Origin of the sequence: Enterobacter sp. SORGH_AS_0287 (assembly GCF_031453695.1) — a bacterium.
Taxonomy (GTDB): domain Bacteria; phylum Pseudomonadota; class Gammaproteobacteria; order Enterobacterales; family Enterobacteriaceae; genus Enterobacter; species Enterobacter ludwigii.
This window is the reverse complement of the sequence record NZ_JAVIZW010000001.1, coordinates 2,328,334-2,345,606: the sequence shown is the minus strand read 5'-3', so window position 1 is coordinate 2,345,606 and position 17,273 is coordinate 2,328,334. Positions and strand designations below refer to the sequence as shown.

Below are 17,273 nucleotides of genomic sequence, written 5' to 3'. Positions count from 1 at the left end.
CCTAATTGAAAAAACCCTCCTAAAGTAGGGTGGGTCGATAATAATTCATCTGTACTCTCAGATACGCGAAGGTGAAAGGAGATTCCTTTGGGGCAGAATTATGCGTTGGTCGTTGATGATCATCCATTGGTAGCAAGCGGCATCGCCAATTTTCTGATTACACATTGCCGGTTCAAACAGGCGTATGTTGTGACGAATGAAGAAGATTGCTACCGTCATATTAGGGAAAATGGCCCGCCACGTTTACTGGTAATCGATTTTTGGCTATCTTCCGGTACGGCATTGAAATTACTCAAAGAAGTGAAACAACTTTACCCTCAGGTGCGCCTCCTGGTCGTCAGTGGGGATGAAAATAACGATATCTGGCAGAAAGTGCATACGGCCGGAGGACACGGTTTCGTATTGAAAAGCGAACCTCCTGAATTATTCTCACGGGCCGTTTTTGCCCTGGCGGATAATCTGACATGGTTTCCTTGTGCAAACGAATGTGCCGTTAAGACGAATAATGAGCAGTTAAGTAAATTTAACTTAACGCCGCGGCAAATTGATGTTTTGAATATGATTATGCGCGGCCTGCCAAATAAAAGAATTGCCGCCCAGCTTTCTATTTCTGAGCCCACGGTAAAAGAACACATCAGCAATATTCTGAAAAAGATAGGCGTTAACAGTCGGGTGGAAGCCATCACGCTACTGCATGGCAAACGGGAGCCGTCGGAATGAGGTTTTTCCAGGGTTCACAGAACGATGGCATCTCTCCCCCCGCGCAAATTCGCCTGCTGAATAATACGTTTCTGCGGCTGGTATTCAGCTTTAGCGCTGTGCCTTTTGTCGGCATTCCTTTCGCTATCTGGATCCATTTGCTGGGGGACGATCTGGGTCCAACCATCACCTGGATAATAATTTACTTGCTCTGTGCTGTGGCGATCCGAATAGTGCATCGGCGCTATCAGCAAGAGGTTAAAGAAAATGATAATGAGGCCGTCCTGCGCCGCTGGCTTCCGCGCATTAATAAGGTGGCCTTTTTTCACGGGCTGGGGATTTCATCACTCTATTTAATTACCCCGCAGACGCAGAATTTTGACTTTTTCCTGCTCCTTAATATCAGCATTGCCGCTATTGTCGCTGCCAATGCGACGCATCTGACGCCGGTCATCAGCACCTTCACACGGTTTTTCTTTGCCTCCTGGGGGGTTCTGACTCTCGGTATCATCCTGCGACTGGATGACCTGATGTTCATCGTGCTGATGCTGAATCTGCTGTACGGCTTCGCAATCTACCGCCATGCGTTAACGTCCCACGCGTTCTTTATCCAGCAAGCACTGCTGGAAGAGCAAAGCTCACGCCTGGCGGAGCAGTTCCGGCAGGCCAAAGAAGAAGCGGAACAGGCGTTGCTCGATAAAAATCAGTTCCTGACGACCGCCAGCCACGATCTGCGCCAGCCAGTGCATGCCATGGGCTTTTTGATCGAAGCCATTATCCACAGAAACCAGGACGACAGCCTGACGCCACAGCTGCTTGACCTGCAACAGAGCGTTCGTTCGGTGCACCTGATGTTCAATTCCCTGCTCGATCTCAGCAAAATTGAATCTGGCAATGTGATGACCGCCCCTACACGCGTGGACATCGGCACGCTTCTCGACTCGGTGATCACCCTGTTTCGCGAAGAGGCCAACAGTCGCGCCCTGCGGCTGCGAACCTGGCGGCCCAAACGTCGCCTCTTCGTGATGGGGGACCCGCTGCTGGTGCGTCAGTCCTTGATTAACCTGATACAAAATGCCCTTCGCTACACGCAGCAGGGCGGTGTGCTGGTTGCCATCCGCCCGCGCGGTGCCGAGTGTCTGGTGGAAGTATGGGACACCGGGGTGGGGATCGCCGACGACGAAAAAAGCAAAATCTTCTCGCCTTACTACCGCCCCGAGCTGGCATGGAAGATCGACAGCGCAGGGCACGGGCTGGGCCTGGCGGTGGTTGCCCGCTGTGCCAAGCTGATGAACGTGAAGTATGGAATGCACTCCATTGAAGGCAAAGGTTCACGCTTCTGGATGCGCTTTACGCAATACACAGGTGACGTGAAAGCGGTGGATCCACTGCCCGCCGGTGACAACATCGCTTCCCCAGTACGCTATGCGCCACTGCATGGCTCCTGCCTGGTCGTTGACGACGATCCGCTGGTGACGTCCGCCTGGGAGAGCCTGATGAGCCTCTGGGGGATTAACGTGCGCTGCGCGGCCTCGGCCGAAGACGCTTTTGCCATCATTGACGACGGTTTCACGCCATTCGCTGTACTGTGCGACCAGCGCCTGCGATCCGGCGAAAGCGGGTTCGACATCCTGAAAGCACTTTTCGAACGTCTGCCCGACATGAGCGGCGCGATGGTCAGCGGGGAGTTTAACTCGCCGGTTCTGCTGGAAGCGGAGCAGGAAGGCTACCTGGTGTTGCGTAAGCCGCTGGAGCCCGCCAAACTGCATGCGCTACTGACACAGTGGTCTGCAGGCTCGGGCTAAAACGAAAGTACAATTTGACTGCAACACAATTCTGGAAATGCTATGCTGTATATAAATACAGTATGAGAGGTGCATAATGGCTGTTGAAACAAAATATGTTGTCGTACGAAAAGGTGAAGAGAAAATGACATTTGCCAGTAAAAAAGAGGCTGACGCTCACGACAAACTGCTCGACATGGCAGAAGCGTTCACCGACTGGCTGTTGCAAAGCGGCATGCAGATGGATGAAACGCAGGCTGAAAATCTTGGGCTGTATCTCGCCGAGCAGAAAGAGGCCGTGCAGCATATTCTGCGTACCAGCAAGCTTCCCGATCTCAATGCCGCCACTGCCACAGATAACCCAGAGCCAGATGCGGCTGGCAGTAAGAAAATCAGAGCCGTTAAAGCTGCCTGATCGCCAGAGTGCATCATCGATTCTGATGCCCCGAGTCAGGGGGGCATCAGGGCGTGTTGAGTGCCGCCCCGTTATCTTACTGGGGCGGAACGAATACATATTATTGAGAGTTCAGAGCGAGAAGTCGTCGGGAAGCACTCATCCCATCACGATCAGAAGCTGTACGTCACTTTCAAACTTCCCGTGGGTGACGTTTTTCGTTGAACAATGGGGCTATTGCCTGCATCTCCCGTCAACTGCGTAACACCTGTTGCGACAGCTACGCTCCAGTCTGGGGTGAGCTTGTGGGTCCAGTCCACATTCAGCGAATAAGCATAAATACCGGATCCAGCATCATGTCGGGAAAACCCCGATGCTGCTGACTGTGCGGCATTCACCCCGTAGTATGTCTGCATGTATTTGCTGGATCCCCAACTGGTGGTCAGCGCCAGCGTCAGCGAATTTTTCGGTGATGTATAAAGCGGGCTGATAATCCCGAAGTGCAGGGCCTCACCGTTGTTTCTTTCAGAAACCGGCACTTCAGCCTGCAATTGCACACTCAGCCAGTCGGTCACCTTATACCCCATTCCGGGCACAATGATGGCCGATCCTTTGACATCACCCATACCCCGCAAGTCGTCACTGCCGGAGCTTATTGAATCGCTGCTCACGTCACGATCCTTGCGACCAACGCGATAGCTCAGCGCAGCGTTGTAATCCAGTTTACCGACACTGTTACCGTAACCGATACCCCGCGTGGTGCTGATAAAGACGCCATTTGCCATGGAGTAATCGAGCACTAATGCTGTAGTGGCACGGCTTTTATCCGAACCAGAATAGCGTGGCGCAATATCCACACCTCCCCCCAGGGTCAACACGTTACCCTGGTTCTGTTCTGCCGCCAGTGTCGGGGTGGTCAGAAACGCCAGAACGACTCCCGGCACTATTTTTTTCAGGCTGCGAGGCGAGAGCAAAGGAGGATACTGATGACGCAGTGCGATGTTTCTCATTAAAGAAGTCCTTGTGGATTCAAATGATGACGATACAAGCGGTTATTCACGCCAGTTTTCTCAGTTTGAATACGCACCCTAAGGTTCTTATGAGCCGAAAATGAAGAAACGCTGAAGCAAGTACCGCTGCAGTAAACCTGATAGATTTATCGAAACCGTTTTTTTCTTAAGACGTTCTTCATTCACTGTTGATACCGTTACCAATGTGAAAATTCTACTAATCGAAGACGACCTGGATCTGGGCAATGGCGTGCGGATCGCCCTTGCAGATCAAGGATTTGATGTCATATGGGTTCGCCGCAAAGAGGATGCGCTGCATCAGCTTGATGCCTGCGTGCCAGAACTGATATTGCTCGACCTGGGACTGCCCGATGGCGATGGCATGGGCCTGATGACCTGCTTGCGGCAACAGTTCAAGGGGATCCCTGTCATCATCCTGACTGCTCGAGGCACGCTACAGGATCGCCTGTGCGGGCTGGATGCCGGTGCAGACGATTACCTTGTTAAACCTTTTATTCTCGCCGAGTTGTTGGCCAGGGTAAGAGCGCTTGCGCGACGCAGTTACGGTTTTCAGAATGAGGCAATAGAAATCAGAGGGTTATCTCTGCATGTGCCAACGCGTCGCGTGACGGTGAGTGCCCGTCACGTGGAGTTGACGGCAAGTGAATACGCGCTGCTTGAAACGTTAATGTTGCGCGCTGACCGCGTGCTTACACGACGATTTCTGGAAGAAAGAATCTTCGGCACCAAAGAAAATCTGAGTAATGCTCTCGACGTGCATATGGGGAATTTGCGTCGAAAAATCGGGGACGGTTATGTGCGAACGGTGAGAGGGGTAGGGTATGTCATTGATACTGTACCGATCTACAAAGGCGGTGATTGATGCGAAATATCTGGCGCACCCTGAGACTCCCCACGCTCGTACGGCGAATCATCATCGCCCAGATGCTGCTGCTTACCTTGCTGTGGTGTCTTTTTTTGACTTTTGTTTTGTGGGAGGACTTGCGTAGCCCCCCGATATTAACGGGCAGTAAGACCTACGAAACCCTTTTTACGCTGGTGGACAGTATGGACGATCGCCCGCAGGAACGCACCGATGTGCTGAACACGTTCAGTAAGGCGTTGCGGGAAGGATATGGCGGAGGTGAAGATCCCGAACTGTCAATCAGCCTCATTATTCGCAAACATAACGAGATAATTTATTCATCTGATGGCGCACCAACAGGGGTCGTAAACACCCAATTTGGGGAATTACAGCGCATTGAGAGTGAGGGGCGCACCTGGACCAGCCGTACGCTAAAATCCGGGAACTCCGATGTGGAGGTGACACTTGTGACGCCTGCCGGAGGATGGAACTTCTTTATCTACCTGAACTCGCGTGGCTATTACATATTGCCGCTACTGGTATGCATTCCTTTTCTTTTATTTCCCGCGTGGCTGTCAATTCGTATTGCAATGCGACCCTGGAGCAAGGTCGTAAATGAAATATCTTTGCGAACGCCAGACGATCTCTCTCCATTAAAAGCCATGCCAAAACACAGGGAGCTTCGTCAAATGGTGGACGCGATAAACGTGTTTCTTGCCAGGGTGCGCGAAAGCGCGGAAAGGGAACGGATTTTCATTGCTGATGCCGCTCACGAGCTGCGTACTCCTCTGGCTGCAATGCGAATCAACGTGGAGGCGCTGCAGTCGTATGTAAGCAATGAGACTCAACAGGAATTACTGGCGGGGATTGTTCGCAGCAACAGCCGGGCCGCCCGACTCGTCAATCAATTGTTGCTGATGATGCACAGTGAAGCACGTATTGATGCCGTTATGCAGCCAGTGCCGCTGACGACGCTCATTCAGGAGCGAATGGCTGCACTGGAACCGCTGGCTACGGAGCGCAGGATAGAGCTTGAATTCGTCTCTGATGATGAAGTCTGGATCACAGGCATCAGGGAGCACCTGATGTCGCTGATTGACAATTTGATTGAGAACGCAGTCAAGTACAGCCCTGAGGGTGGACGGGTTGAAGTAGAGATACGATCGCGGGATAAAGCCACGCAGCTTCGTGTCTCAGATGCCGGGCCCGGTATTCGGCCTGAATTGAGGGAGCGTGTGTTCGACCGATTTTTTCGCGACCCCAACCAGATGCAAAGCGGGAGTGGACTGGGGCTAGCCATCGTCAACGCGGTTGCGCAGCAACACAACAGCAGCGTAGGCCTGTGTACGTCTGCAGAAGGCGGGCTGCTGGTCACTGTCGATTTCCCAACTCAGATAGCCGAAAATGCGTAGCAGAGGCCAGAAGCAGACATCTAAGAAAAACGTCCTGGCGTTTGATTCGCAGAGAATAGGGGGACTCTGTTTGCATCAACGTTATTTTAAAGGCCTGTTTTATCGAGCCATCTGGACACACGCTGGGCCAGTTCATCCGGTTTTTCCAGAGGAATAAGATGTCCACAACCGTCGACATAATCCACACAGGTTCCGGTTAGCCTGGCGAGTTCTTCTGCCTCTTCTGTTGAACGCAGCCGATCATGTTTCGCTGCAATAACGTATGTCGGGCATGAAATGGGTTTTAATGTTATTCGCTCGCGGTTTAGCCCTGACTGGACTCTGAATACATCGGCTCCCAGCCTTTTTCCCATATTACGGATTTTCTCAATAATGGCCGTATTACTGGCGAGATCAGCATGAAGTGATTTTCTAATGGCCGTTGTGCTCAGCCCACTAAATTCTCTGGAGGAATTGATATTCGCTGCAGCAACACGGGTATTTATCTGTTCTGCCGAATCCTCTCTGAGAGACGTGGCAATGAGGATCATCGCCGCTGTCCGTTCCGGAAAAGCCTCATAAATAGCTCTGGCAACATAACCACCTAGCGAAAAGCCGGCCAGCACAAAACGCTCCGGTAGTTTCTGGACTATGTTAGCGGCTATATCCTGGATTGTGGTTCCCTGGCTCAGGCTCGCAGGTATAAAGAGCCTGCGCTCGGGAAATGCGGTGATAAAATCGTCCCACAATGTTTCATCAAGCATAAATCCCGGGATAAGTACCACAGGAAGGTTCTCTGCATTCATCGGCAAGTCCCATTTTCTGGCCGCAGTGCCATTGCCAGGGTTTCTGAATCTGTAAACATAGCCTATTGCAGTTGATGAAGACATTGTCGTCTCGTCGAGGTCTGCCGTTTGTTCGTAGCAGACCTTGCGGCGCTTAAGTCGATCCGGTTCGTGCCTGAGGTGATTTGGGGACTCACGGCGGCACTACTTTTTAGCCACAATCCGCATTTCCACCAGCGCATTTTCTGGAATGAACGCTGATACGCCTATGGCGGTCCATGCCGGGTAGGGTGCCTTTACATATTCATCTTTCACTTTAGAAAAAACGTCTATATGTTTTTTAAGATCAATATGAAAAGTGGTCATCTCAAGAATATTTTCATACCCTAAGCCTGCGGCTTTCAAATAAACACCAAGCTTATAAAACGCATCATGGAATTGTTCTTCCGGATGCTGACTTATCGGTTTGTCCTTCCGTGCCGCGGTAACACCAGAGAGATACACCGTGCCATCTGCTTCGATGACAGGCGAGAAGTGCCAGTCATCGAAATAGTGTTGGAATTCTTCAGGGACTATCGATTTTTTCATGATTTTTTCTCAGGTTGATGCAGGAGTACGTGCTGCGGGTAAACGGCACGCTGGGGAGGAACATGAGCAAGGATGTCCACGCCTCAGCCAGTTGATTGTCTGTTACGTTACTTGATAGACGCGCCGCTCGCAGCAGAAAATAAACCGGAGGCCTGCCGGATAAGCCGAATGCTTAGCGCGGCACCCGTGGCCAGGCATATCGCCATCGCCAGAAGGGCGACGATAAAGGCATGCGTAATATTTGCACCGCTTCTGCCGGTGTCCAGCATGCTGTAAAAAATGCCACCGATGACGGCGACGCTCAGTGCAGTGCTGATTTGGAGTGTCGAGCTGGTTACCCCGGCAATCATGCCTGAAAACGCCGGTGCAACGCGGCCTGTCACCATCCGGACCAGCGTCGGCATCGCCAGTCCCTGGCCGAGGCCGGTGATAAAAAGCAATACGGCGAGTGGCAGCATGGACGGTGCGCTACCCGTCATAGTATGGGCAATCAACCCTGCCAGGCCTGCTAACCCCAACGTCTCGCATCCCATCCCGATTGCGCTCAGGTAATTGCCGACAAAACGCCTCAGATAAGGTGTTAGCAACGGACCGATCAGAAAACCCACGCCAAAAGGCAGAAAAAGCAGGCCCGCAGTCAGGGCGTTTAACTGCAACGCCTCTTGTAGATAAACGGAGAACAAAAGAAAGAAGGCCCCGATAGAATAAAACAGCAAAACGATCGCCAGCCCCTGGCCCAGCCCCGGTGCGCGTAACACGGCCGGATCAAGCAGAGGCGAACCGCCGTTCTGGCTAAGGCGACGCTCATAACGCCATAACAGCGACGCCAGCAGCGGGACAGCCAGAAATGACAGCCATGTCCACCAGGGCCATCCCGCTTCACGGCCTTCAATTAACGGCACAATCAGCGCACTCAACGTGGCGGTCGCCAGTAACATGCCGACCGGGTCCAGTCGTTGTGCGGATGGCGCACGCGTCTCTTTCAGCAGTGGCAATCCGAAGAGAATGACCAGCAGCGCCACCGGCAAGTTAACGAGAAAAATAGCGCGCCATCCCAGGTGAAACAGATCCGCTGAGATCAGGATACCGCCCAGTACCTGCCCGATAACCGAGGCCAGGCCAAATACAGCGCCATAGATACTCAACGCGAACGGTTTTTCCGCTTCCGGAAAAATGGCCTGTACGGAAGCCAGTGCCTGAGGCGCCATAATCGCGGCCGTAGCACCCTGTAACACGCGTCCACTAATCAGTACCCATGGTGACCAGGCTAAACCGCACAGCAACGATGCCGCCGCAAAACCGATAAGCCCTATAAAAAACATCTTCCCACGACCATAAATATCACCCAGACGGCCGCCGGTAATTAAGGTTACGGCATACACGGCTGCATAGGACGAAATGACCAGCTGTTCAGCAGAGGAAGAGGCGCTCAGCTCGTCCTGAATAGCAGGCAGCGCAACATTGACGATAAAAAAATCGAGCGGGGGCAAAAATGCACCAACCAGCAGGATGACAAACATTGCCCAGCGACGCGGCTCGGCTTGCGGGAGGATAGGGGGCGACATGGAACACTCCACAGGTAACGGTTATATGCAGAGATTGAGAGGCAGGGCGTTAGCGCATGCCACCAGAGGCAAGAATCACCTCACCGGTGATCCATCCCGCATCGTCTGATGCGAGAAATGAGACGATCGGCGCAACATCCTGCACCTGACCGATGCGGCCGAGTGGGGTCTGCTTTTCATTCCATGTCTGGAAGTCCGAGTTCATCGCGCCTGCACTATGACTGCCTTCCGTTTCGATAAGGCCAGGGTTGACCGCGTTGACGCGAATTCCCCGGGGGCCGAGTTCTCGTGACAGTACCCCGGTAATAGCATCGATCGCCCCTTTGGTGCCGCTGTAGATGGCACTCTCGGCGATAAAGACGCGGGTGACGAACGAACTGATGTTAATGATGCTGCTGCCTTTATTCAGATGCGGTGCAGCAGCGCCGGACATTAACAGCGGGCCCAGAACATTGATGTCGAATTGTCTGCGGTAGAGTGCCTCTGTGCTCTCTTCAATGCGGGCGAACTCATAAATGCCGGCGTTGTTCACCACAATGTCCAGCCGCCCGAAAATGTCGATGGCCGCGTTAACCAGCGCCTCAACCTCAGCCTGACGGGTGACATCCGCCGCGACCGCTACCGCCTGCCCACCGGCAGCCTGTATATCGGCAACGACGTGATCAGCACTACTTTTGCCTGACGCGTAATTGACAATAACCTTCGCGCCGTCAGCCGCCAGTTGACGGGCAATCCCGGCTCCGATGCCTTTGGAACCACCGGTTACAATCGCCACTTTGTCTTTTAATTTGTACATGTCATTCATTTCCTGACTGGGGGGTGAGGACGCTATAGTGATATCGACAAAGTTGTTTTGGAACTGCCACTTTTGTATATTCAATGTTCATTTTTGTACGGTGAGACACTGGCATGGAATGGGGCGATGTCCGGGTATTTCTTGCAGTTATGCGTAAGGGCTCTTTCGGCGAGGCGGCACGAAGCCTGGGTGTGAGCCATCCGACGATTGGTCGCCGGATAAAGGCGCTTGAGGAAGAGGCGCAGCAAGCGCTATTTCGCCGGACACAGGATGGTCTGGTTCTGACCGACGCCGGCGATAGGGTGCTGAAGCTGGCAGAAGCGATGGAAAACTCCGCGCTGGCGATGGAGCGGCGTCTCGCCGGTAATCACGAACGTCTTGAAGGGATATTGCGGATCTCTTCAGCAGAGTGGTTTGCCAACTATGTTCTCGCACCGGTCCTGGAGGAACTGACGCGCCGCCATCCGGCGATTGTGCCGGAGCTTATCGCAAGCTACCGCTTACTTAACCTGTCGCGGCGTGATGCCGACATTGCGTTTCGCATCGTTCCCTTTACCGAACCGGATATTGTCCAGCGCCGCCTGATGCGCATCCCCTATGCGCTATATGGAACGCCGGAAATCGCCGATATCGCCCGACACGATCCGGCCGCAGTGGGGCTTATTCTGATGAACACAGCACAATCCCACTTCTCTGACGTCGCCTGGCTGCTCGACAGGTTCCCCCAGTCACGACGTGTGTTCACCAGTACCAGCCGGGCCGTACAGGCACAGATGTGCCAGCGCGGAATGGGCATCGCCGTGTTACCGCGCCCGCTTGGTGATGCCATCACCGGCTTAGCGGCTATCAGCATGCCGGAGCCACCGCCGTCCAAAGATATATGGGTAGGGTATCACTCTGACCTCCGACATATGGATCGCCTGCGGGTTATGCTGGATATCGCCGATGCGATGCTTGCCGATCCCGCGGCGCCGTCAACGTGAGCGACGGTTTACGCAGCCATTAAGCGTTCACCTCAAAGCGTTCCCGGTAGAGAGAAACCAGCCAGTCTACAAAAATCCGGACACGGGGAGACAGCTGTCGGTGCTGTGGATAGATAGCCGAAAGTTGCATGGCCGGGCTTTTCCAGTCACTTAACACTTCCTGTAGCAGGCCATCCCGAAGGGCATCGTCCACATGATAACGTGGAAGCTGAACCAGCCCACATCCACGCAACGCGCAAATAACGTAATTCTCTGCGTCATTCACTGTCATCCAGCCTTTGGTCGGATAGCTTTTCTCTTTACCGTTAACAATGAGTTCCAGAGGGTAGTTCTTACCCCGGCTGGTGGAAAAGAAATTGACGCTCTGATGAGAAAGCAGATCGTCTGGAGTCATCGGTCGGCCGTGCTTACGAAGATAGTCCGGACTGGCGCAGATAACCTGAGGCATCTGGGCTAAAGGCCGGGCAATTAATGATGAATCAAAGAGCTTGCCCGCGCGTACGGCGCAGTCAACGCCTTCCCGAATCAGATCGACCAGACGATCCCCACTGCTGATAACCAGCCTGATGGCGGGATAGCGGGCGTGAAACTCGTCAATACGGGGCAGTACAATGCGGGTCGCATGGGCCCCGTGAAGATTCACGCGCAAAATCCCCTGTGGCCTTACGCCGGAATGACGCAGGGAAGACTCCGCATCGTCCAGTTCAGAAAGAATATGCACGCAGCGTTCATAAAATGCCTCGCCATCCAGCGAGGCCCGCACGTGTCTGGTCGTCCGCTCCAGCAGACGACACTCCAGGTTTTTCTCCAGGCTTTTTATTGCATTGCTGGCCGTCGCTCTGGGGATCCCTAGCTGGTCCGCGGCCTGACTGAAGCTTTGAAGCTCTACAATGCGGGTGAAGAGCAGCATGGTATCAAATTTATCCATCACGGATCCTGAAGGCGATTATTAACGATAATGGAATTATGTTATCAAATATCACCCATTTATCTCTCCCGCTAAAACATTAATATCTCCATTCAGACCCCTTTCACTGAAACCGGAGAGAACGATGGACAAAGTCAATAAAACTGCCCTTGTTACGGGCGGTTCCCGTGGTATCGGCCGCGCCATTGCTGAGCGTCTCGCGCGGGACGGTTTTACCACTATCGTGAATTACGCAGGTAATGCCGAGGCGTCAGAGCAAACCGTGCAGAGCATCGTCGCTAAAGGTGGCCGTGCGACGGCGATTCAGGCTGATGTTGCCAGCGAAGCGGATGTCAGCCACTTGTTCCAGCAAGCGAAAGCGGTTACCGGCAGACTGGATGTGGTGGTACACAGCGCGGGGATCATGCCAATGGCGAAGATTACCCCTGCCGGTCTTCACGATTTTGATCGTGTCATTCATACCAACCTGCGTGGCGCATTTCTGGTGCTGGCAAATGCTGCTGAAACCGTGAGTGAAGGCGGCAGAATCATTGCCCTTTCGACGAGCGTGATCGCCAAATCCTTCCCGGCTTATGGTCCCTATATCGCCTCAAAAGCAGGCGTGGAAGGGCTTGTACACGTGCTGGCAAACGAACTGCGGGGCAGAAATATCACCGTTAATGCCGTTGCTCCGGGCCCCACCGGGACTGAGCTCTTCTTTAACGGTAAGAGCGAAGAGCAGGTTGCGGCCGTTGCAAAACTGGCCCCGCTCGAGCGCATCGGTACCCCAGAAGAGATCGCCAGCGCAGTAGCGATGATCGCCGGTCCGGACGGGAGCTGGATCAACTCGCAGGTTATTCGTGTAAACGGTGGCTTCGCCTAATCCCCCCGACAGGCGGATGCATACGCTTCCGGGGTAAATGAGCGATGAGGCCTGCACGGTCATGCCGCGCAGGCAATAGTCAATATCGTCAATACACCTGCGGGAAACGTCCCTTCCGGGTTGATATTGATCCGACTGATGAGAGTGCGGCGGTGGTCAATGCCATTGCCGAGCGCATCCGCCAGCAATTTTTACAGCTGGCCTGCCGATAAGATATTTGGATTTAAAGAGTATGAAGAAAATGACCTCCCAGAACTTTTCCTGGGATGATTTGAAAACCGTTATGGCTGTAGGTGAGCACGGTAATCTGTCACGCGCCGCAGATGCTCTGGGCATCAATCATTCCACCTTGTTTCGTCGGTTGGGGGCCATTGAGACGTCGCTGGCATTAGCCCTCTTTCTGCGTCGCCGTACCCACTACGTTCCGACAAAAGCCGGAACCGCGCTGATCGCCCTGGGACACCGCATTGAAGAGGATATCCACTATGTTCTACAGAACATTGAAGAGGATGAATGCGGTTTTTCGGGGGAGATAAGGGTCACCACGTCGGATGCCCTTTTGCAGGATTACCTTAACCCGCCTGATCGCGTCATTTAGCCGAATAAATCCCCACATTACCTTTCAGGTCTCGACAGGAAATGAATCCGTCAATTTGTTCGATGGCGGGGCGGATATCGCGTTTCGAGCCACCAGAGACATTCCGGAGCATCTTTCCGGCCGCAAGGTGGGATCGGCGTTCTGGGCAGTGTATGGTTTACGTGAACAATGGGAAAAAAAGCAAGTCAATGCTATGACGCTCACGGAGCATCGCTGGGTCTCCTTCCATTACGCAATGTCTAAGTTAAACGCCTTTCTGTGGATTGAAAAAAATATTCCCGAGAAAAATATCACCTTTCGCGGCGACTCCGTTCTCAGTGTTGCGTCGGCAATCTCAAGCGGGATTGGGATCGGTTTGTTACCCTGCATGCATGGCAATCAGATAGATAAACTGGCTCAGATTAGCCCCATCGTGGAGGGACTGGGTGAAGACATTTGGCTGCTCGCGCATCCTGATGTGAGGAAATCAGCAAAAATAAGGGAATTTATGAATCACTGTTCCCACTATTTAGCAGAGAACAGAAAGAGAATATTCGGACAAACATGTTAATTCCTTTTTTCATATAAAATTCATTAATATTTCACAGCGTTCATTTTTGCAATAAGCCCTTTGCAAAAATGAACGGACAAAAGAATATTTCGTTTTGTATAGTTTTCCCGAGTTCACGAATCAGGTCGTTAATACACTGATAAATTTAAATAAACATCGCGGAAACTATTATGACGATTAAAGCAACACCTGCAGCGGCCAGAAATCTGTTAAGCCCGGAAAACCATGCGCTGATCCTGCTGGATCACCAGAGCCAGATGGCGTTCAATGTGAAAAATATTGATATCGGCCTGCTGAGACAAAATACCGCAGTCCTCGCGGAAACAGGTAAGGGGTTTAATATTCCGACCCTTGTTTCGACGATTTCACGCCATGATTTTGCGGGCCCGGTATTTCCTGAAGTTTCAGCGGTATTCCCGGATGACGCGTCGTACGTTAACCGATCCACCTCCAACGCATGGGAGGATGGTAATTTTGTTGATGCCGTCAACAAACTGGAGCGCGACCGCCTGGTGTTTGCAGGTCTGTGGACCTCGGTCTGTCTGAATGGTCCGGTTCAGTCTGCCATTGAGCAAGGTTTTGACGTCTATATCGTCACAGACGCCAGCGGTGACATGAGTGCAGAAGCTCATGAACGCGCTGTACAACGCATGATTCAGGCTGGCGCAAAGCCGATTACTGCCCTGACTTACCTGCTTGAACTGCAACGTGACTGGGCACGTCATGAAACCTACGAATTGACCACTTCGATCAGCCAGAAACATGGCGGAGCGTTCGGTATTGGCATCCAGTATTGTGCAGATATGGTTCACGCCTAAGATAACTCGCCATACGATTTTTTTTGCTGGGGGAGTGGAATGACCGTATGGCCGGTATGCGGGCAGGATGCAGTGTTCCTGCCCGCATGATTTATCTGAGTACTGCTCACCTCTCTTCGTTCCCCCTCGCTCGCCGTTTCGGCTGCCTCTCTTACCCCGAATTCTTTTGAAAACCATTCCGAACAAACATGGCATCCAGCATTGAGTAAAAAATGAGTGATGAAATTGACACTCAGCCTACCAACTGGTAGGTTGATTTTCGTTCGCTTTCCAGCCAACCGGATCCGGGCCTGAGAACGTTATTTTTTTACCTATGCGATAAGTGAGATCGGTAATGGAGAAAAAGCATGAGTTAGCGGCAGGGCCATCCATTCAGGGAGATGGCATTGCGGAAACAACGACAGCGACCGAGGTTTTTTCCGGCCCCGGCATGAGTATCAACCTGCGTTTTTGCCTGATGAAAGAGGTTGCAGCGTATAAGGCGCAGCAGGGTCAGGCAATTGCTGACCCTGAACAGGAACGGGACGTGCTTGAAAGAGCCTTTGCTGTCGCCCACGCGTCAGGGCTGGAAAGAGAGAGCGTCAGGTCTTTCATTCAACTGCAGATGGACATTGCGAAGGCTATCCAGCATTTCCATTGTGCCGACTGGCTCATGGAAGAAGACACACCGAGGACACCGATGCCGCTCTCTGCGGTGAGAGCAAAAATTGCCCATGCCGATGAATCAACGCTTCGCAGTATCGCCCGGAAATTAAAAACGGAGGGCGGCTTTTCCGGAGCTGATAAAGCGGCATTCATGCGAGAAATTCAGCATGAAAAAATACGTGACAGAGATAAAGAGCGGCTCTGGGCTACAGTTAAAAAAATCCTGCTTCATTCATCCTGTGGCGCGTCTTAATGGGCGAGTTATCACGCCAGCAGCGAAAGACGTGCTTAATGTTTTCAGGAATACGTTCTCGCGTATTTGATTGTGTATTCACTGTGTGAGCAAAAATATGACGAACACTTCACTTTCCACCGGCCAAAAAATAGTCCGCCTGTGCCTGGTCGCGATTATTCCCCTTGTCTTGATAGCGCTGTTTCTCTGGTCAGGCGGCTGGCTGACGCCGAATCGTCTGACGTCTGACAAACTGGTTTCGGTATTGCAGAAATCGGGTGGGGAACATCCCGGTTTTCGCCGCAATCACGCGAAGGGCGTGTGCGTGGTGGGGGATTTTATCTCTAACGGCCAGGTCAGTTCGTTATCGCGAGCAGCGCTATTTGCCCCTGGCGAAACGCCAGTTACGGGCCGTTTCGCCATCGCAGGGGGTAACCCAAAAGCGCCGGATTATGCCGTTCCCGTGCGCAGCATGGCGCTGCAATTCAGGCAGAGCAACGGCGAGCAGTGGCGAACAGGCATGAACGCGATGCCACGCTTTCCGGTCTCTACCGTTGAAGACTTCTATGCGCTGCAAAACCTGACTCTGCCCGATCCGGCAACCGGTAAACCCAACCCCGATAAGCTTAAGGCGTTTGTGATCGCGCATCCTCAGATGCAACCCTACCTCGCCTGGGCAAAGCAGTATGTACCTTCATCCAGTTGGGCAAGCGATCGCTTTAATAGCCTGAATGCATTTCGCTTTATTGATAAAACGGGTAAAGAGCATCTGGTCCGCTGGAGTATGGTGCCGCATATTGGCTCTCAGCCGATGAGCGAGGCGGATAAAAATGATAAAGATTTTCTGCAACACGATCTTGAAGAGCGCCTGAAGCAAGGGCCGCTGAAATGGGATCTGATGATTACCGTCGCTAAACCGGGCGATCCGGGCAACGATGCAAGCCAGGTTTGGCCTGAAGATCGGCAAACCATCAATGCCGGCATGCTCGTGCTGACGCGTGCAACACCGCAGCAAAACGGTCCGTGCAATGACATCAACTACGATCCGCTGATTTTGCCCGATGGCATTGCCCCTTCGGACGATCCTTTACTGAATGCGCGCTCGGCGGCCTATGCCAAATCCTACAATGCGCGTACCCGTGAACAGTCCCAACAGTCAGGAGCTGGCTTATGAAACAGGTTGCTTATTTCCATCCGGCGTTGCGCATTCTGCACTGGTTCATGGCAGCGGCTATCGTGGCAATGTTGTTTATCGGCATCGCGATGGTTTCAACCATTTCGTCGAAACATGCCCTGCTGGTGGCGATCCACAAACCGCTGGGGCTGATGATTCTGGTTCTGGTGGTGGTCAGGCTATGGCTGAGGTTTTATACCTCCGTCCCTTCGCTACCGGCTTCCATACCGGCCTGGCAGCGCCTGATAGCGCATCTCTCACACTGGGCGTTATACATCATGATGTTCCTTCAGCCCCTGATTGGCTGGGCGATGCAGTCAGCGGCGGGGTACCCCATCACCCTCGGGGGCGGGGTTGTTTTGCCACCCATTGTTCCGGTGAATAACGACTGGTTTGCTATTCTGCGGCCTTTGCACTCTCTGGTTGCGCTGATGCTATTTGCTACCGTGATGCTGCATTTGGCGGCCGCGCTTTTTCATGCGTTAGTGCTGCGAGATGGCGTCTTTGACAGTATGGCGGGGACCGGCAGACGGCGGCAGTAAAGGCGGCCTGTCGGTAGGTTTTCGCTCTGCTCTCTGATATCTTATTGATCTGTATACTGACAAT

General features: G+C 52.8%; 19 protein-coding genes. 13 read left to right on the top strand and 6 right to left on the bottom strand.

The features are described from left to right. Positions 1 to 87 precede the first annotated feature (87 nt). The 3 genes from QE396_RS11185 to QE396_RS11175 all read left to right on the top strand — a co-directional run bounded on the left by QE396_RS11185 (position 88) and on the right by QE396_RS11175 (position 2,898). A complete protein-coding gene (locus QE396_RS11185) occupies positions 88 to 720 on the top strand; it encodes a response regulator transcription factor (protein WP_014169015.1) in 633 nt (210 codons plus the stop codon). Then, positions 717 to 2,504, top strand: coding sequence for a hybrid sensor histidine kinase/response regulator (locus tag QE396_RS11180; RefSeq protein ID WP_020885071.1), 1,788 nt, complete (start codon positions 717 to 719; stop codon positions 2,502 to 2,504). Before QE396_RS11185 ends, QE396_RS11180 begins: the two co-directional genes overlap by 4 nt. Positions 2,505 to 2,580: 76 nt before the next feature. Beyond that, positions 2,581 to 2,898: a YebG family protein gene (locus tag QE396_RS11175; RefSeq protein WP_014169017.1), complete on the top strand. Its 318-nt coding sequence runs from the start codon at positions 2,581 to 2,583 to the stop codon at positions 2,896 to 2,898. Positions 2,899 to 3,050: 152 nt separating this feature from the next. Here the strand turns inward: QE396_RS11175 and QE396_RS11170 are convergent, their stop codons facing one another. After that, complete coding sequence (locus QE396_RS11170; RefSeq protein ID WP_020885070.1) at positions 3,051 to 3,887, bottom strand: MipA/OmpV family protein; 837 nt, start codon at positions 3,885 to 3,887, stop codon at positions 3,051 to 3,053. A gap of 205 nt (positions 3,888 to 4,092) precedes the next feature. Between QE396_RS11170 and QE396_RS11165 the strand changes: the two genes are divergently transcribed. Both QE396_RS11165 and QE396_RS11160 read left to right on the top strand, forming a co-directional pair. Next, positions 4,093 to 4,770, top strand: coding sequence for a response regulator transcription factor (locus QE396_RS11165; protein WP_020885069.1), 678 nt, complete (start codon positions 4,093 to 4,095; stop codon positions 4,768 to 4,770). After that, entirely contained in the window at positions 4,770 to 6,164 is a 1,395-nt protein-coding gene (locus QE396_RS11160) for a HAMP domain-containing sensor histidine kinase (RefSeq protein WP_020885068.1), read from the top strand. The genes QE396_RS11165 and QE396_RS11160 overlap by 1 nt, the downstream gene beginning before the upstream one ends. Positions 6,165 to 6,250: 86 nt before the next feature. On the opposite strand, the gene QE396_RS11155 is transcribed toward QE396_RS11160, so the two are convergent. From QE396_RS11155 to QE396_RS11140, 4 genes are all read right to left on the bottom strand, one after another. Further along, positions 6,251 to 7,033, bottom strand: a complete 783-nt coding sequence (locus QE396_RS11155; protein WP_185791382.1) for an alpha/beta fold hydrolase — start codon at positions 7,031 to 7,033, stop codon at positions 6,251 to 6,253. A gap of 99 nt (positions 7,034 to 7,132) precedes the next feature. After that, positions 7,133 to 7,516, bottom strand: a complete 384-nt coding sequence (locus tag QE396_RS11150; RefSeq protein ID WP_020885066.1) for a RidA family protein — start codon at positions 7,514 to 7,516, stop codon at positions 7,133 to 7,135. Positions 7,517 to 7,623: 107 nt separating this feature from the next. Beyond that, positions 7,624 to 9,081, bottom strand: coding sequence for an MFS transporter (locus tag QE396_RS11145; RefSeq protein ID WP_309951055.1), 1,458 nt, complete (start codon positions 9,079 to 9,081; stop codon positions 7,624 to 7,626). Between the two features lie 49 nt (positions 9,082 to 9,130). Continuing rightward, positions 9,131 to 9,877 (bottom strand): glucose 1-dehydrogenase, encoded by a 747-nt coding sequence (locus QE396_RS11140; RefSeq protein WP_020885064.1) that lies wholly within the window; start codon positions 9,875 to 9,877, stop codon positions 9,131 to 9,133. A gap of 113 nt (positions 9,878 to 9,990) precedes the next feature. Between QE396_RS11140 and QE396_RS11135 the strand changes: the two genes are divergently transcribed. Continuing rightward, entirely contained in the window at positions 9,991 to 10,860 is an 870-nt protein-coding gene (locus tag QE396_RS11135) for a LysR family transcriptional regulator (RefSeq protein WP_020885063.1), read from the top strand. Between the two features lie 19 nt (positions 10,861 to 10,879). On the opposite strand, the gene QE396_RS11130 is transcribed toward QE396_RS11135, so the two are convergent. Then, positions 10,880 to 11,788, bottom strand: a complete 909-nt coding sequence (locus tag QE396_RS11130) for a LysR family transcriptional regulator (protein ID WP_020885062.1) — start codon at positions 11,786 to 11,788, stop codon at positions 10,880 to 10,882. Between the two features lie 124 nt (positions 11,789 to 11,912). Between QE396_RS11130 and QE396_RS11125 the strand changes: the two genes are divergently transcribed. From QE396_RS11125 to QE396_RS11095, 7 genes are all read left to right on the top strand, one after another. Next, positions 11,913 to 12,650 carry an SDR family oxidoreductase gene (locus QE396_RS11125; RefSeq protein WP_020885061.1) on the top strand — a complete coding sequence of 246 codons (738 nt, stop codon included), beginning with the start codon at positions 11,913 to 11,915 and terminating at the stop codon, positions 12,648 to 12,650. Positions 12,651 to 12,882: 232 nt separating this feature from the next. Then, positions 12,883 to 13,248 carry a LysR family transcriptional regulator gene (locus QE396_RS11120; RefSeq protein WP_309951052.1) on the top strand — a complete coding sequence of 122 codons (366 nt, stop codon included), beginning with the start codon at positions 12,883 to 12,885 and terminating at the stop codon, positions 13,246 to 13,248. Further along, the gene (locus QE396_RS11115; protein WP_309951050.1) at positions 13,202 to 13,798 is read left to right on the top strand and encodes a substrate-binding domain-containing protein; all 597 of its coding nucleotides are present in this window, start codon (positions 13,202 to 13,204) and stop codon (positions 13,796 to 13,798) included. Before QE396_RS11120 ends, QE396_RS11115 begins: the two co-directional genes overlap by 47 nt. Positions 13,799 to 13,968: 170 nt before the next feature. Beyond that, entirely contained in the window at positions 13,969 to 14,616 is a 648-nt protein-coding gene (locus QE396_RS11110) for an isochorismatase family protein (protein WP_020885059.1), read from the top strand. A 334-nt stretch (positions 14,617 to 14,950) separates the two neighbouring features. Beyond that, the gene (gene aroQ / locus QE396_RS11105) at positions 14,951 to 15,514 is read left to right on the top strand and encodes a gamma subclass chorismate mutase AroQ (RefSeq protein ID WP_020885058.1); all 564 of its coding nucleotides are present in this window, start codon (positions 14,951 to 14,953) and stop codon (positions 15,512 to 15,514) included. Positions 15,515 to 15,611: 97 nt separating this feature from the next. Continuing rightward, positions 15,612 to 16,667, top strand: coding sequence for a catalase family peroxidase (locus QE396_RS11100; protein ID WP_020885057.1), 1,056 nt, complete (start codon positions 15,612 to 15,614; stop codon positions 16,665 to 16,667). Beyond that, positions 16,664 to 17,209, top strand: coding sequence for a cytochrome b (locus tag QE396_RS11095; RefSeq protein WP_020885056.1), 546 nt, complete (start codon positions 16,664 to 16,666; stop codon positions 17,207 to 17,209). Before QE396_RS11100 ends, QE396_RS11095 begins: the two co-directional genes overlap by 4 nt. The last annotated feature ends 64 nt before the right edge of the window (positions 17,210 to 17,273 follow it).